Origin of the sequence: Allorhizobium borbori (genome assembly GCF_014196535.1) — a bacterium.
Classification (GTDB): domain Bacteria; phylum Pseudomonadota; class Alphaproteobacteria; order Rhizobiales; family Rhizobiaceae; genus Ectorhizobium; species Ectorhizobium borbori.
On the sequence record NZ_JACIDU010000005.1, the window covers coordinates 141925 to 156334 of the forward strand.

At 58.7% G+C, this 14410-nt stretch carries 12 protein-coding genes and 2 pseudogenes; 5 read left to right on the forward strand and 9 right to left on the reverse strand.

Annotated features, from left to right (window positions below; translation table 11 throughout):
• Positions 1-43 precede the first annotated feature (43 nt).
• The 5 genes from GGQ66_RS08045 to GGQ66_RS08065 form a co-directional block, all read right to left on the reverse strand.
• Positions 44-745 carry a L,D-transpeptidase gene (locus GGQ66_RS08045; RefSeq protein ID WP_183791246.1) on the reverse strand — a complete coding sequence of 234 codons (702 nt, stop codon included), beginning with the start codon at positions 743-745 and terminating at the stop codon, positions 44-46.
• A complete protein-coding gene (locus tag GGQ66_RS08050; RefSeq protein ID WP_370686311.1) occupies positions 742-2415 on the reverse strand; it encodes a phosphoethanolamine transferase in 1674 nt (557 codons plus the stop codon). Before GGQ66_RS08050 ends, GGQ66_RS08045 begins: the two co-directional genes overlap by 4 nt.
• 73 nt (positions 2416-2488) lie before the next feature.
• Positions 2489-3487, reverse strand: coding sequence for a L,D-transpeptidase family protein (locus GGQ66_RS08055; protein WP_237358838.1), 999 nt, complete (start codon positions 3485-3487; stop codon positions 2489-2491).
• Positions 3488-3577: 90 nt separating this feature from the next.
• Positions 3578-4444 (reverse strand): peptidyl-prolyl cis-trans isomerase, encoded by an 867-nt coding sequence (locus GGQ66_RS08060; protein ID WP_183791250.1) that lies wholly within the window; start codon positions 4442-4444, stop codon positions 3578-3580.
• Positions 4441-5076 carry a DsbA family protein gene (locus tag GGQ66_RS08065; protein ID WP_183791252.1) on the reverse strand — a complete coding sequence of 212 codons (636 nt, stop codon included), beginning with the start codon at positions 5074-5076 and terminating at the stop codon, positions 4441-4443. Before GGQ66_RS08065 ends, GGQ66_RS08060 begins: the two co-directional genes overlap by 4 nt.
• A gap of 161 nt (positions 5077-5237) precedes the next feature.
• Here GGQ66_RS08065 and GGQ66_RS08070 point away from each other — a divergent pair, with 161 nt between their 5' ends.
• Entirely contained in the window at positions 5238-5444 is a 207-nt protein-coding gene (locus GGQ66_RS08070) for a hypothetical protein (RefSeq protein WP_183791254.1), read from the forward strand.
• Here GGQ66_RS08070 and GGQ66_RS08075 read toward each other — a convergent pair.
• Together GGQ66_RS08075 and GGQ66_RS23065 are read right to left on the reverse strand one after the other, a co-directional pair.
• Positions 5441-6016, reverse strand: a complete 576-nt coding sequence (locus GGQ66_RS08075; protein WP_183791256.1) for a hypothetical protein — start codon at positions 6014-6016, stop codon at positions 5441-5443. The genes GGQ66_RS08070 and GGQ66_RS08075 overlap by 4 nt on opposite strands.
• Positions 6017-6754: 738 nt before the next feature.
• A pseudogene (locus GGQ66_RS23065) lies at positions 6755-7463 on the reverse strand (peptidoglycan L,D-endopeptidase MepK); the annotation flags it as partial.
• 279 nt (positions 7464-7742) lie between these two features.
• On the opposite strand from GGQ66_RS23065, the gene GGQ66_RS08085 reads away from it, so the two are divergent.
• From GGQ66_RS08085 to GGQ66_RS08100, 4 genes are all read left to right on the forward strand, one after another.
• Positions 7743-10442, forward strand: coding sequence for a heavy metal translocating P-type ATPase (locus GGQ66_RS08085; protein WP_183791260.1), 2700 nt, complete (start codon positions 7743-7745; stop codon positions 10440-10442).
• Positions 10439-10579, forward strand: a complete 141-nt coding sequence (locus tag GGQ66_RS08090) for a hypothetical protein (RefSeq protein ID WP_183791455.1) — start codon at positions 10439-10441, stop codon at positions 10577-10579. Before GGQ66_RS08085 ends, GGQ66_RS08090 begins: the two co-directional genes overlap by 4 nt.
• Before the next feature lie 77 nt (positions 10580-10656).
• On the forward strand, positions 10657-11115 hold the full coding sequence (gene lspA / locus GGQ66_RS08095; RefSeq protein WP_237358825.1) for a signal peptidase II: 459 nt from the start codon (positions 10657-10659) through the stop codon (positions 11113-11115).
• 67 nt (positions 11116-11182) lie between these two features.
• Positions 11183-12533 (forward strand): IS3 family transposase gene (locus tag GGQ66_RS08100; RefSeq protein ID WP_183791437.1). Its coding sequence is split into 2 segments (ribosomal slippage): positions 11183-11520 and positions 11519-12533, totalling 1353 coding nucleotides; the frame shifts between segments, so codons are not numbered across the junction.
• 321 nt (positions 12534-12854) lie between these two features.
• On the opposite strand, the pseudogene GGQ66_RS08105 reads toward GGQ66_RS08100, so the two are convergent.
• Positions 12855-13534: pseudogene (locus GGQ66_RS08105) on the reverse strand (IS6 family transposase).
• 79 nt (positions 13535-13613) lie between these two features.
• Positions 13614-14408 carry an ABC transporter ATP-binding protein gene (locus tag GGQ66_RS08110; RefSeq protein WP_183791264.1) on the reverse strand — a complete coding sequence of 265 codons (795 nt, stop codon included), beginning with the start codon at positions 14406-14408 and terminating at the stop codon, positions 13614-13616.
• Between the last annotated feature and the right edge of the window lie 2 nt (positions 14409-14410).

Genomic DNA, 14410 nt, shown 5'->3' on the forward strand with positions numbered 1-14410 from the left:
ATTTCCGGCGATCCCTGTTCACCGGAAATGCTCTAGATCCTGGTTACTGTTTGACGACGATACGTGCCTTGTAGGGGACGCGCTGGTAAAGGTCGATCACATCCTGGTTGATTAGGCGCACACAACCGGAAGACACGGCTTTACCGATGGAGGACCATTCCTTCGTGCCGTGCAAACGGTAAAGCGTGTCCTGGCCATCCTTGAAGATATAAAGCGCGCGGGCGCCAAGGGGGTTGGACGGGCCGGGCTCCTGGCCGCCGTTCTCGACCGAATACTTTGCAAGTTCCGGCTGGCGGGCGATCATTTCCGCTGGCGGCTTCCAGCGCGGCCATTTCTGACGCCATTGGATCACACCTTCGCCTTCCCAGGCAAAGCCGGCGCGGCCGAGGCCCACGCCGTAGCGCATGGCCGTGCCGCCCGGTTCGATGACGTAGAGGAACTTGGAGGGTGTATCAACGACGATGGTCCCAGCAGGCTCGCCTGTCGTGTTTTCGACTCGCTGCCGGTAGAACTTGGGATCGATCTGCTTGAAGGGAACGGCTGGCAGCTGATGGCCCTCGTCCTCCAGCGCGGCATAGCGCAAGGCCATTTCGGCTTCGCTCGGCGGACCGAGCGGGCGGCGGGCGACCAGAGGCGTTGGCGCGTTTTGGCTCGCCGTCGTGGTACATCCTGCCAGCGCCGCCGTCAGGGACACGGCCCCGATCAGCAGGCCGCGGCGACCGATGTGAGTTTGTTCAAGCTTCATGTTTTGTCCCCGTCATTGGCACTGTCGACTGATTTAGGAATAGGTTTTGGGCCGCTCCGGCAGGCGGCGAACATGTCCAGCCCGGCGTTATAAACGCTCGTCGAAACGTTCATCATGCCGAGCAGGCTGGAAAAAAGGTTATCGTGGGACAGTTCTTTCGAACGTTCCTGCCGCAGACAGGCGGTATCGACGCCCATGCCGCTGGCGAAATCCGGATCGAGCCAGGTGAGCATCGGAACACGGGTCTGTTCATCCGGCGCCATGAAATACGGCGTTCCATGGAGATAAAGACCGTTTTCGCCGAGCGATTCACCGTGGTCGGAAACGTAGAGCATGCCCGTGGCCAGCCTGTCGCGCTTTGCCTTCAGGCGATCGATGATCCCGGAGAGGATGTAATCCGTATAAAGAATGGCATTGTCGTAGGCGTTGACGATTTCCTGATCCTGACATTTCGAAAGCTCTGTCGTCGTGCATTCGGGCAGGAACTTGCGGAATTGCGCGGGGTATCGCTTGTAATAGGCCGGCCCGTGATTGCCGAGTTGGTGAAAGACCAGAACGCTGTCTTCCTTCACGGAGTTCAGCCATTCATCGATCTTTTCAAAGGCGATTTCATCGTCACAGGTGCCGTCTTCGCAAAAGCGCGGATCGGTGGAATTGTAGATGTCGATGAAGCGCACCCGGTCCGCGACGCCCTTGCTGCCGGTGTTGTTCTCCAGCCACGTCACGTCAAGTCCTGCCCGCTGGAGCACATCGACGACGGTTTCACGCGCCATTCCCGCCTCGCGGGTATAGCCCGAGCGCTTGAGATCGGAAAACATGCAGGGCAGGGAGACAACGGTTGCCGTACCGCAACTGGAAACATTCGGAAAATAGATGACGTCCTGTTGTTTCAAGAGCGGATTGGTTTCCCGTGCGTAGCCGCCAAGCGAGAAGCTCGCGCCTCTGGCGGTCTCGCCGACGACGATGATCGCGACGCGCGGTTTGGTTTGCCCGTTTGCGGCTGTGCTCACGCTCGCATCGGTGCCCAACGGTTTGGCGACGATACGGGCTTCATTGCCGCTTGCGAGCGCGACCTTGATCGTGCTCACCAACGGCGTGACGGGGTTGAGCGTCTTCACCAGATCGCGGTTGTTGCGCACGATGGCCGAAAACGGCTTGTAGTAGATCCCCGCGACAAGAACGGCCGTCACGAGGCAGCCGAACACAATCCCCGCGTTCCAGGCCGCCGTCCGGCGTGCCGAGGGGAAGCGAACGCGAAGCCGGGCGATCAGGAGGCATGGCAGCAGCACGCCGAGCACAATCCGCCACACGAACCCCGCCGTCAGCAGATCGCCTGCCTCGTCGGGGGTCGTTTCGATCACGTTTCGCACCATTTCGGTGTCGATCAGGACGCCGAGCGAGTCGATGAACCAGGAGGCTCCTCCCGCAATGGCGATCAGAAGGAAAAGCACGGGCTTGAAGACCGGCCTGAACGCGGCGATGGACGTTATGGCCGTGAGAAGGGCCAGAACGCCGAGCGCGAGCGCGATCAGCGGACCGGGCGCGCCGGAAAGGTAAAGGCTGGCTTTGGTCCAGAAGGTCTTGTTCGCAAAGACAAGCAGATAAAGCGCCGTAAGGAACGACAGCAACCGCCAATCGATTTGCCATCGGGGCATCGCCTTAAACAGCACGCATCGCTCCCCTGTCGCCGGGCACCGGGACGTCATCGGTTGTTATGGAGGGCTTCATCATTCGTGACCCGTTTCAGTCTTTGACGGCTTCTCTGGGTTTCCAGTTCCGGGGCGCGCTGTAGGGATCCGCCAGCGCGGCCTCGGGCCGGCTGACCGGATAGGAAATGCCTGAAACGCTCTTGGCCATCTTCGTCGCGCCCTGATTCTTCAAGATGGAGCGAAAGCTCGGGTGCATGCCGCCATCCACGTAGGACAAGGCCGCCACGGACCGGCTTTCGGACGACGCCTCGTCCACTTTCCGTCGCTCCGCCTCAAGCTGCGCAACGAGGGCGGGTGCGTTCTGGGTCGTGCCCGGTGGGCAGGCCGCCAGCGGGCTCGCCGGTTCGTTTCCCTGAAAATCCATGTTGAAGACATAACGACGGCCGCAGGCGGAGACCTTCGGCTGGCGGCGGGTCAGCGCGAAAAGATCATAGCCTTCCTTGAGCGTGCGCCAGAACGGCATATTGGGATCGTCCCGATGCTGGGCCATGTTTTTCGCGGTCATGCGAAAGGGAAAAGCCTGCACCTGAAAGCGTTCCTGTCCCCCTTTGAGGGCCGCCTGAACGATCGCGTAGATCTCGCCAACCCCCTGGTCGGTCATCGCATAGCAGCCCGAGGACGAGCAGGCGCCGTGCACCATCAGCGCATCGCCCGTGTAGCCGAGCGCGGATTCCAGCCGGTTGGGATAGCCGAGATTGAAGGAGACATAATATTGCGACTTCGGATTCAGCATGCCCGCCGAGACATGGTAGAAACCTTCGGGCGCCTGACGGTCGCCGTCGCTGGTTTTCGGCCCGAGCTTCCCGGACCAGCGGCACATCGGATAGGTCTTGAACAGAGCGTAGTTGCCGGTTTTGTCCACTTTCCAGACTTCCAGCTCGCTTTCCTGCTTGAATATGCGCACAAGCACCGGCGCGTCCGGTGTCATCGCTTTTTTCGCCATCTCCGCCGTGACAGCCGACGAAAGCTTGGGAGGCTCGCTGGACACGTCTGACAGCATCATGTCGCTGGCCACGCACCCTGTCAGCAGCATGCAGACGGCCATGGTCATCACCGGCGCAAGAAGCCGGCGCACCCGAAGAGACTGTCTGTTCAAAAAGGACGACGCGATCATGCGACCTGCTTATTCCTGGCCATTGCCATCGTGGTTGTGGCCGTCGCCGCTATCGGCTGGCATCGGCACATCCGGCACGAGCTTTTCGATTTTCGCCGAGGTGCGAAGGCGGGCAACAATGCTTTGAATCGCAGCCGATTCGAGCGACTGTCTGATCCGCGGCGCCAGTTCCTCGAACGACGGAGGCGGGGCGTTGCGGACTTCATCCAGGCGAACGACATGGAAGCCGAACGGCGTCTGGATCGGCGCCTTGGCCACTTCGCCCGGTTTCATGCCCGCAACGGCGGATGCTATTTCCGCCGGCAATGCCTCTTTCTTGAGAAAACTAAGGCTGCCGCCTTCGCGCCCCGAGACGGTATCGGCCGAGGACTCCTTCGCCAGTGTTTCGAAAGCCTGGCCGGACGCCAGGGCGGTGCTCACCTTGTCAGCCTCTTCGCGGGTTTTCAGGAGGATATGGCTCAGCCGGATTTCCTGGACGGGCGCGATGGCCTTGACCTGCTTGTCGTAGAAGGCGCGAACGCTTTCATCCGTAACGGCCTTGTCGACCTCCTGGGAAAGATACGCCGACCGCAGGGCCTGCTCGGCCAGAAAATTCAGTTGCCGCTGATAGTCCGCCTGTTTCTCGATGCCTTGGCGGCGCGCTTCGGCAGCGAGGAGCTTGATGTCGATCATGGCATCGACCATCGCCGAGGTCCGTGCTGCGGTGGGGGCGTCGGGCGAAGGGTTGCCGAAGAAGGCTGCCGCGAAGGCCACGTCGGAGGTGGTGATCTCGACGCCGTTTACCCGGGCAGCAATTGGGCCTGCCGCCTCCTGAGCAGATGCCGCGGTTGCTGCGATGCAGATGACCCCAACGCTGAAGAGTGCCTTGCTGATCATTTTCCGGCCTCCGCCAGAAGGGGTGCCAGAATGGATCGGAATTTTTCCAGAGGGATGACACCCTCGTACTTGACGCCATTCACGAAGAAGGTCGGCGTCGAACTGACACCCAGTTCACGGCCCGTCGCCGCAACCTTGTTGATCTTGTCCAGAAGCGCCTGATCAGAAAGACAGGTTTCCATGGTCGCCTTGTCGAGGCCGGTCAGGGAGAGCGCGGAGAGGAAGCCCTGGGTTCCATCCGCCGCGCGCGCCCAAACGGACTGGCTGCGAAACAGAAGGTCCACTGTTGCATACCACTTGTCGTCACCCATGCACCGGGCCAGCATGAAGGCCGCTGTCGCACGCGGGTCGAACGGGAATTCGCGAATGATGAAGCGGACCTTGCCGGTATCGACGAACTCCTTCTTGACGTCCGGCCAGACATTCAGATGAAAATTCGCGCAGTGGCCGCAGGTCATCGAGGCGTATTCAACCACCGTCACCGGAGCGTCGGCCGCACCGAAGACCTGTTCGGTCAGTGGTCCCGGATTTGTCAGGGCAGGGGGAATCTCGGCAGCCTTGGCCGGCCCGCCCAGAATCCACAATGCGCCAATACCCGTGGCGGCTCCCATTACGATCTGTCTGCGCTGCATAGTCTCTCCTGCCTGCAAATCGCGGCGACCTTAAAAGCTCTAGCCACTTGAGCTGCAAGAGAGGTGGCGCGAAAAAAAATCACATTGCGTTGAACGCCCTACAATAAATCTTGTGTTCCTTTTTTGACTCGCGATGACATAACGTCGGAGCAGGAGGTGCCATGTTTTCTTTTTTCAAAAAGATCCTTGCCTTCGGTTTTTTCTCATTTAGTGGCGGTAGCTTCGTATGGCTTATATTTGTCGGGCTGTGTTGGGTTGTTGGCCATAGCGATCTGGAGGCTCTCACAATGCCCGTTGCTACGCTTGTTCTGGGCATTGCCATTGGCGCAGAAGGTGTTTTTTCTTTTTTCCCGTCGAGGCGCCGTTAACCCGGCTCTTTCTGTTTGGGACCGCTAGTCATAAAGTCCCCTATTCCATGATGATGTGGAATTGGCGCAAGATCAGGTGTTGTTTTATTTAAGGGCACCTTAATTGTGACGTCGTTGCTGAATTGAATATTAGCGACTGTCTTGCTGGCAGGGGAGTCGGTGCTAGCGCGCAGAAAAAAGGTGTCTGGCCCCATAAATAGTTCGGTGCGTTTCGGAATTCCGATGTACGCTTGTTGCAACGCCATTGCCTGGTAGCCTGAAAAGTCGGCGGTTCGGCGAATAACAGTCATGTCCCGATATCCGGGAATGACTACGTTTTTGATGCGTGCGTCGTTTGCGAGCGCATTGTAGATCGTCAGGTAAATATCGACTTGGTTCTTCCCTGCAACTGGGACGAATTGAGCGTGTTCGACGGTGATGCCCTGCGGATCTGGGGCGTGGCTTGCGTTGTTCGCCTTTGCTTGACCAGAAACAAGAAGCAGGACGAGGCCAAGCGTCGCCGTTGTCGAGTGTCGAGCCGGCGCTTCCATGGCGGCCCGGTTAACCGTCTTTTTGTGGCAGTTCATTTTCATGCGGATCTCCTTGAAACTGCCCGCTTTTACCACGCCACCCATTTGTGTCGGTTCATATGCCCGTGAAGAAAGACAGGAAAGTGGTCCACTTCGCAGGATGTTTGCCTGAAGATTGGCGCATGTGGCCAGATTAGTTCAGAAGCCTGATGCTGGCAGGGCTACGCGTTTCACCCTCAGCAGATAGAGAGAGCTTCGCCGCTACAGGTCGGGTGAAATTCTTTGCCAGCACATGGACTGTTTTGTGGGTGTTCAAAAATCGGCCCGTGTCCTCGATCTGGTCCTGCCGGTTGAACGCCCATTCGGTGCTGCCCTCCTCAAGGGCAGGGGAATTTACGAAGCCAGGCCCGTTGCCATCATCGATCTCACTAGAGGCTGTTCCTTGCGCAGTGGCGCTTTCGCCTGATGGAAGGGCTATTCTGCCTCCTGATTGTGCGCCAGTCGATGCGGGATGTGGCGAAAGAAATACATCCGATGTCGAGCCGATGGCCTTAGCAGGCGTAAGCAAGGCAACATCGACAGGCGCTTGCCTGCCTTCATCGAATTGTGCCCTCGACAAGAGCCGAGGGACTGGGATTGTCGCAAGAACGGCCGGTTTCTCAGTCGAGGGGCGTGTCGCATCGCTTGTAAGGATGGTCGAGATCGCTTGCTCCGCTGGCTTTTCGGTTTTTGGCAACATCGCCGTCAGAACGGGCGAAGCCTCTCGTTCCGCGCTACCCTTGGCGGAGAATTTTCCAGCGATCAGCGTTCCTCCGGGGGCGATGCGCTGACGGTATTCTGCAACCGCCTGTTCATAGCCGGGCAAGGGTCTGCCATCGGCGGGAATGTGAAGCGTTTTGCCATCGGGGAAAAGCCGGACGAGTTCCTGACGGCTCATGCGCGGCCAGGCCCGAACGCGCGCCACGTCGAGATGAACGAACGGCGAGCCTGAGGTTGGGTAGTAACCCACTCCGCCAACCTGAAACTTCATCGCCGTTTCGCGAAGCGTCTTCAGCGGAACACCCGGGATGAAGAAGTCCATGGCTTTGCCAAGTCGGTGCTGGCTGGTCTTGGCCACGCCCCGTGTCGTGCTGCGCAGCATTTCGTTCGTTTCGGGCGATCGGTAGGCGGACACGACGTTGATGTAGCCTGTTGCGCCCACGCTTCTGTAGACCTCCCATACGAGATCAAAAAGCATGGGGTCTATCTCTGTCGGTTCGTTGCGACGCCAGTCCCGCAATACGCGGTTCAACGATTGCAAACCCTTCGGGTCATAGCGACCGTTTCGCTTGAATACGATTTCCGCCTTTTCGCCCGTATGAATGAACTGGATTTTCAGGCTGCGTGTGTCCGGGGAGGCTGCTGTTGCAAGAGTGCTAAGTGATAGAAAACCCAGACAAAGCGCTGCCGCGTGAACGAGCCTGTGCTTGATGCGCAACGGCTTGGATCCTGTTTTGTCTGAAGACGACATACGCAAACTCTTGAAATCCGTGGGTTCAACATCCTGCCGACGTGACGTTTGGGAAGCTAAGTAAGGCTATCACGCGGTCCGTAACGGTGCTTCGGGAACCGATAGAAGCGCCGTTATGATTAACGAACTCTAAGCAAGCATCGTTTCCAGATGATTAACTGCGCGGGATCGGTACCGCTGCATTGCGCACTTTTACCTGCAAGCCCATCTCCAAATTTTCTGCTTGCACCTCTAGTGACTGGAGGTTCTAGGGTGGCGCTAATTGATAAGGATCACGTCATGAGTTCATCATTTAAAAGCAAATTCCGGGTCGATGGTATGGATTGCGCATCCTGCGCTGCCAAAATCGATACTGCCGTGCGCCGACTGCCGGGTGTGGAGGACGTGTCTGTGTCCGTCACCGCCGGTACGATGACCGTCATACATGACGAGACGAGTGACCTCGATGCCATCGGTATAAAGGTCGGAAAGTTGGGGTACAGCGTTTCGCGGATCGCTCCGAAGAGCAATCCGCAATCCGAACGGCCGCATAGTCACCGGCCGTCTTGTAATCATGACCACAAGCATGAACACGGTCATGACCATGACCATGACCATGACCATGACCATGACCATGAAGGTGGCGCGAAGGCCGCTGCGCACGATGGCGATCCATGCGATTGCGGCGTGGATCATCATCATAATGACAGCCACGATCATCTCGCGCATGAGCACCATCACGGTGGTGCGGGTACGGGTGCTCACGACCACGCGCATGAGGTTGCTGCGACGTCGGATGAAACGGCGCTGTATGGCGATGGTTCGAACAGGACGCGTTTTCTTGTCGGCGGCATGGATTGCGCGTCCTGTGCCTCGAAGATCGATACCGCCGTTCGTCGCGTGCCGGGCGTGGAGGACGTTTCCGTTTCGGTGACGGCCGGCACGATGACCGTCCGGCACAACGCTTCCGTTTCCTTGGCCGACGTGCAAAAAAAGGTCTCGGGTCTCGGCTACAGCATTTCGCAGGCGGCTCCTCGCGGCGATACGCCGGCTCAAGCATCTGGAAACACTGATGGAAAAGGCTCCGATGCCACGGGTGAGATCGAAGGTCTGCATGGCCACGATATCGGTCCGGCACAGGGGGCCTGGTGGAAAAGCAAAAAGGGGCGTCTGACCATCCTGGCGGGGGCAGCCCTTGTGGCGGCCTATGCGGTGGGGCATCTGATGCCTGAAATTTCGCTTTATGCGTTTGCCGCCGCCATGCTTGTCGGACTTGTACCGATCGCACGGCGGGCTGTCATGGCTGCGGTGTCAGGCACGCCGTTTTCAATTGAAATGTTGATGACGATCGCCGCAATCGGCGCTCTGGTCATCAATGCGACGGAAGAAGCCGCCGCCGTCGTTTTCCTCTTCCTCGTCGGCGAACTGCTCGAAGGCGTTGCCGCAGGCAAGGCGCGCGACAGCATCAAGGCGCTTGCCGCGTTGGTTCCCAAGGTTGCGCTGCTGGAAGAAGCGGGCAAGATCAGGGAAGTTCCGGCTGAATCCCTTCAGGTCGGATCGACGATCCTTGTGCGGCCGGGCGACCGGATCTCCGCCGATGGTCTGATCGTCGAGGGCGAAAGCGCGATTGACGAAGCCCCTGTTACGGGCGAGAGCGTTCCCGTGCGCAAGGCGGTGGGAGACACCGTCTTCGCGGGCACAGTCAATGGCGATGCAGCGCTGAGGGTCGAGGTCACCGCAGCCGCCGAGGACAACACCATTGCGCGCGTCGTAAGACTTGTGGAGGAGGCGCAGGAATCGAAGGCGCCGACGGAGCGCTTCATCGATCGTTTCTCGAAATATTACACGCCGGGTGTGGTCGTCGTCGCCGCGCTGGTTGCGCTTCTGCCGCCGCTTCTGGCCGGCGGTGATTGGTCCGAGTGGGTTTACAAGGGACTGGCTATCCTTCTCATCGGTTGCCCCTGTGCACTGGTGATCTCGACGCCTGCCGCCATTGCCGCATCGCTTTCGGCCGGGGCGCGTCGCGGCCTGCTGATGAAGGGCGGCGCTGTTCTGGAGGGCCTCGGCAAGCTGACGGCGGTCGCCTTTGACAAGACCGGAACGCTCACCGAAGGTAAGCCCAAAGTGACGGACATCGTCTCTTTCGGGCGCTCCGAGGAAGAGCTCCTGCGGCTGGCGGCGGCCCTCGAAACGGGGTCAAGCCATCCTCTGGCCATTGCCATTCTGACGGCGGCCAAATCCGAGAGCATCGACATTCCCGCAGCAACGGACGCCAAGGCTCTGGGCGGCAAAGGAGTGACCGCGACTGTCGAGGAGAAGCGTCTGTTCCTCGGCTCTCCCAAGGCCGCTGCCGAACAGGCGCCCCTACCGGGAGAGGCGCTCAACACCATCGCCGCGCTCAATGATCGGGGAAAGACGGTTTCCGTTCTCATCGTGGACGGGGTTGCTGCCGGCGCCATTGCCATGCGCGATGAACCTCGTGCCGATGCGCAAGCTGGCCTCAAGGCACTTTCGGATGCTGGCGTGAAGATCGTCATGCTGACGGGCGACAACAGCCGGACGGCGACGGCGATCGGCGCTCAGTTGGGCATCGAAGTTCGTGCGGAACTCATGCCGCAGGACAAGCAGCGCATCGTGGGCGAGCTGAAGTCCAAAGGCTTTGTCGTGGGCAAGGTCGGCGACGGGATCAACGATGCGCCGGCCCTGGCCGCTGCCGATGTCGGTATCGCGATGGGCGGCGGCACTGATGTGGCATTGGAAACGGCGGACGCCGCTGTTCTCCATGGACGCGTTAGCGACGTGGCGGCAATGATCGCGCTCTCGAAGAGGACAATGCGCAACATCTTGCAGAACATCGCCATGTCCCTCGGTCTAAAGGCCGTGTTTCTGGTGACAACGATTCTGGGTATTACCGGATTGTGGCCTGCGATCCTCGCTGATACGGGCGCTACCGTTCTTGTGACCATGAACGCGCTGCGTCTGCTGAGGACGACAAAATGAGCGAACACAGAATGCTCCGTCGTATTGTCTTCGGAACAGTCATGCTCCTGGTCGCTTTATCTGTTGTTTTCGGGATGATCGGAGCTATCAGTATTTTGAACATGCCAGCGAAACCCGCAGTTGAAGGCGTTGGTTGAAAATTTTAGCCGGGTGAAGCCTTGTTATTTACTGGAGTAAATTTGTGTCTGTCCGACGCCGAAATATGAGCTTGGCCATGGCCGTATTGTTGGCTGCATTGGTGGTAGACCAGGCAACCAAGTGGATCATCATAAACTGGGTCATGGTTCCGCCTCGCGTTATCCCGATCACCGGTTTCTTCAATCTGGTTTTGGGGTGGAACACGGGCGTTAGCTTTGGCATGTTCAGTACGAGTTCCGTTTGGGCGCTGGTTTTTTTGTCGGCGGTGATCATGGTCGCACTCTTCATGTGGCTGACCAGGGCGCAGTCGACACTCCAAGCGGCGGCAATTGGTCTTATATTGGGCGGAGCGACAGGGAATGTCATCGATCGTCTGATCATCGGCGGCGTAACGGACTTTCTGGACTTTTACGTCGGCGATTGGCATTGGCCATCGTTCAACACAGCCGATATATTTATCGTTTGTGGTGCCGCTTTATTGCTTCTGGTCGACTTTCGATCATCGGCAAAGCCTGTCCGACATCAGCGCCCATGAGACAGAATTGGTTTAATTGAGAAGAGAGGATTTTCGGCTCATCGTAGCTCACTCAAAGGAAGCGAAGATGAGACAGAAAACCGGGCCGCAGACATCGTCGGCCGAGAAGACGATCAAGGATATCCGCCGTGCCACGCGCAAGCACCATTCAGCCGAGGATAAAATCCGCATAGTGCTTGAAGGGCTGCGTGGCGAAGACAGCATCGCTGCGATCTGCCGCCGTGAGGGGATCGCCGAGAGCTTGTATTATAGCTGGTCAAAGGAATTCCTCGAAGCGGGCAAGAAGCGGCTCGCAGGCGATACCGCTCGCTCTGCGACCAGTGACGAGGTCAAGGCGCTGCGCCGTGAAAGCCGCGACCTGAAAGAGGCGCTGGCTGATCTTACCCTGGAAAACCGCCTGCTCAAAAAAGCATGATCGCGGATGGGGCCGACGACGAATGAGATATCCCGCCACCGAAAAGCTTGAGATCATCCGGTTGGTCGAGCAGTCGCACTTGTCGGTCAGGCAAACCCTCGACCGGCTCGGCATTCCAAGGCCAACCTTCTACCGCTGGTATGATCGTTTCCTTACCCACGGCGTAGAAGGCCTTGAGGACCGGACGTCTGCGCCATCACGGGTGTGGAACCGCATTCCCGACGATATCAGGGATCGCATTATCGAAATGGCGCTGGACCACGCCGATCTGTCACCGCGCGAGCTGGCGGTGAAGTTCACCGACACGGAAAGCTATTTCGTATCAGAGGCTTCGGTCTACCGTCTGCTCAAGGCTCATGACCTGATCACCTCGCCAGCCTATATCGTCATCAAGGCCAATGACGAGTTCAAGGACAAAACCACCCGCCCGAACGAGATGTGGCAAACCGACTTCACCTACCTGAAGGTCATCGGCTGGGGATGGTTTTACCTATCGACCATCCTCGACGACTTCTCGCGTTACATCATCGCGTGGAAATTATGCACCAGCATGAAAGTCGATGACGTCACCGACACGCTCGACCTGGCACTGGCCGCCTCAGGCTGCGACAAGGTCAAGGTCGAACATCGGCCGCGCCTGCTGTCCGACAACGGTCCGTGTTACGTCGCCTCCGATCTCGGCGAATGGCTGGAGAAGTACAAGATCGATCAGGTCCACGGCGCTCCCGGACACCCGCAAACCCAGGGTAAGATCGAGCGTTGGCACCAGGCGCTCAAGAACCGCATCCTGCTGGAAAACTACTTCTTCCAGGAAGACCTGGAAGCCCAGATCGCGGCCTTCGTCGAGCATTACAATCATCGCCGATACCACGAGAGCCTCGATAATCTCACCCCGGCCGACGTCTACTTCGGACGCAGCCAGACCATCCTGCTCGAGCGCGAAAGGATCAAACGAGACACGATCAAACAGCGCCGCTTGAACCACCAGGCCAAAGCGGCTTAAATCAAAACGCAAACCGAGCCGGACACTCCATTCTTCCAAAGCCCAAAAAGTCTCAAATCATTCGACGACGGACAGGCAAAGCCGTCCTGAGCCGACGGGGCTGCCACGGGTTCCTGCGTCGGTCACGTCTCCACGTTGGCGAACCCGGATATTATTTTCAGCAGGTGGTTTGGTCGTAAGTGCGCGGAGCTTCGAGAGCCGCATCCATATTGCGTTCGGCCAACACCGTCCTGACTGGTCGTTCGCGGGCTGTCGGATGTTGCAAGCGGGAGTTGTCACGTTATCGAGCGGTGATCAAACTATGGCCATGGCTCTCTGAGATCAGGCAACCGCGCCCGTCACGGCCTTCCAATGCGCTATTGCGCGGATACGGTGAAGGTGAGTGGCCAGGGCGGATCGATTGTGACGCGGGGTGACGAAGAGATTTCGGAGCGCCGAGAAGATCGAGATGAACCGCTGCAAGCTGCCGGCTGATCGGAAACCCTGCATCGTGCGTTCCCGTTTTCGCAGCGGCAGATGAGAATTTTCCGCTCGATTGTTGAGACCCTTGTGGGACCTGTGCTCGACAGCCGGCAAGAGCGGAGCTTGTCGGTGATGATCCGTTTGGGCGGCATGCCTGTTTTCTTCAGTAGCCTGATCAGGAATCGTCTCGCGGCTTTCGTATCGCGCCGGCTTTGAACGATCTCATCGAGAACATAGCCGTCCTGGTCAACCGCACGCCAAAGCCAGTGTTTGCGGCCAGCGATGGTAACCACCACCTCGTCCAAATGCCAGATGTCCCGGCGCGACGGTCGCCGGCGACGGATTCGCTTCGCGTAGGCCGGTCCGAATTTCCGGCCCCATCGGCGGATCGTTTCATAGGAGACGACGATCCCGCGCTCCAGCAGCAATTCCTCGACCAGGCGCAGGCTCAGCGGAAACCGAAAGTACAACCAGACCGCATAGGCAATGATCTGTTGCGGGAAACGGTGACGCTTATAACTGATGGCGGAATTCTTCATCCCGCCATCTCTACGCCCCACTCACTGACAGCAGGTTTATGTGACAACACCGGTCGTTCTTATCATTGGAATGGCCCCATTAGTTGAGCTGGACATCGTGTATTCCGTTGGAAGTCGGCCCCGTTGATCCGTAGGCGGTGACGGGGAGAATGACGGTGTGGCCGGTGCTGGCTCTCAGGAGTTCGGCTTCGATGCCGTAGACGTCGCGAAGGGCCTGTTCATGGATGACCTCCGCGAACGAGCCGGAACCGGCAACCTGCCCCTGGTCGAGCAGCATGATCGTGTCGGCATGACGAGCGGCAAGGTTGAGATCGTGAATGGCAATAACGACCAGCGCACCGCTACGCCCCACATACGCTCGTAACCGGTCGAACACCTGTAACTGGTGACGAATGTCGAGCGCGCTCGTTGCCTCGTCGAGCAAGACTAGCTTTGGCTCGCGCAGAAGACGCTGGGTCAGAAGCACGAGTTGCTGTTGACCACCCGAAAGTGATTGCATGTTGCGTCGCGCAAGATGAGCGATACCAAAATCTTCTAGGATACCAAGTGCCTGGTCCAGATGCGTGGTTGCGACCCGCCAGCCAAGCTGTTCGTGGCGACCGAGCAGCACGGTTTCGATGACGCTGAGGTCAGCGCGTACCTGAGCCTGCTGGGGCATGTAGCCGATCTCGCGAAGGCGGATTGGCAGCCCCTGCCATCGGATCGTGCCTGAAAAGGGGATCAGTGTTGCGATGGCGTTGATGAGCGTGGACTTGCCGGCGCCGTTCGGACCGACCAGCCCGACGATCTGGCCACGACCCAGCCGAACATTGATATCGCGCAGGATGGAGGTGCCGCTCCGGGTGACTCTGACGGTATCGAGCCTGAGGACCATGG

Excerpts from the sequence above, each read along its gene's own strand:
- GGQ66_RS08090 (WP_183791455.1), top strand. The coding sequence starts at position 10,439 with ATGAGCGAACACAGAATGCTCCGTCGTATTGTCTTCGGAACAGTCATG.
- GGQ66_RS08085 (WP_183791260.1), top strand. The coding sequence starts at position 7,743 with ATGAGTTCATCATTTAAAAGCAAATTCCGGGTCGATGGTATGGATTGC.
- GGQ66_RS08045 (WP_183791246.1), bottom strand. The coding sequence starts at position 745 with ATGAAGCTTGAACAAACTCACATCGGTCGCCGCGGCCTGCTGATCGGG.
- GGQ66_RS08075 (WP_183791256.1), bottom strand. The coding sequence starts at position 6,016 with ATGAAAATGAACTGCCACAAAAAGACGGTTAACCGGGCCGCCATGGAA.
- lspA (WP_237358825.1), top strand. The coding sequence starts at position 10,657 with ATGGCCGTATTGTTGGCTGCATTGGTGGTAGACCAGGCAACCAAGTGG.
- GGQ66_RS08060 (WP_183791250.1), bottom strand. The coding sequence starts at position 4,444 with ATGATCAGCAAGGCACTCTTCAGCGTTGGGGTCATCTGCATCGCAGCA.
- GGQ66_RS08070 (WP_183791254.1), top strand. The coding sequence starts at position 5,238 with ATGTTTTCTTTTTTCAAAAAGATCCTTGCCTTCGGTTTTTTCTCATTT.
- GGQ66_RS08055 (WP_237358838.1), bottom strand. The coding sequence starts at position 3,487 with ATGCTGCTGACAGGGTGCGTGGCCAGCGACATGATGCTGTCAGACGTG.
- GGQ66_RS08065 (WP_183791252.1), bottom strand. The coding sequence starts at position 5,076 with ATGCAGCGCAGACAGATCGTAATGGGAGCCGCCACGGGTATTGGCGCA.
- GGQ66_RS08110 (WP_183791264.1), bottom strand. The coding sequence starts at position 14,408 with ATGGTCCTCAGGCTCGATACCGTCAGAGTCACCCGGAGCGGCACCTCC.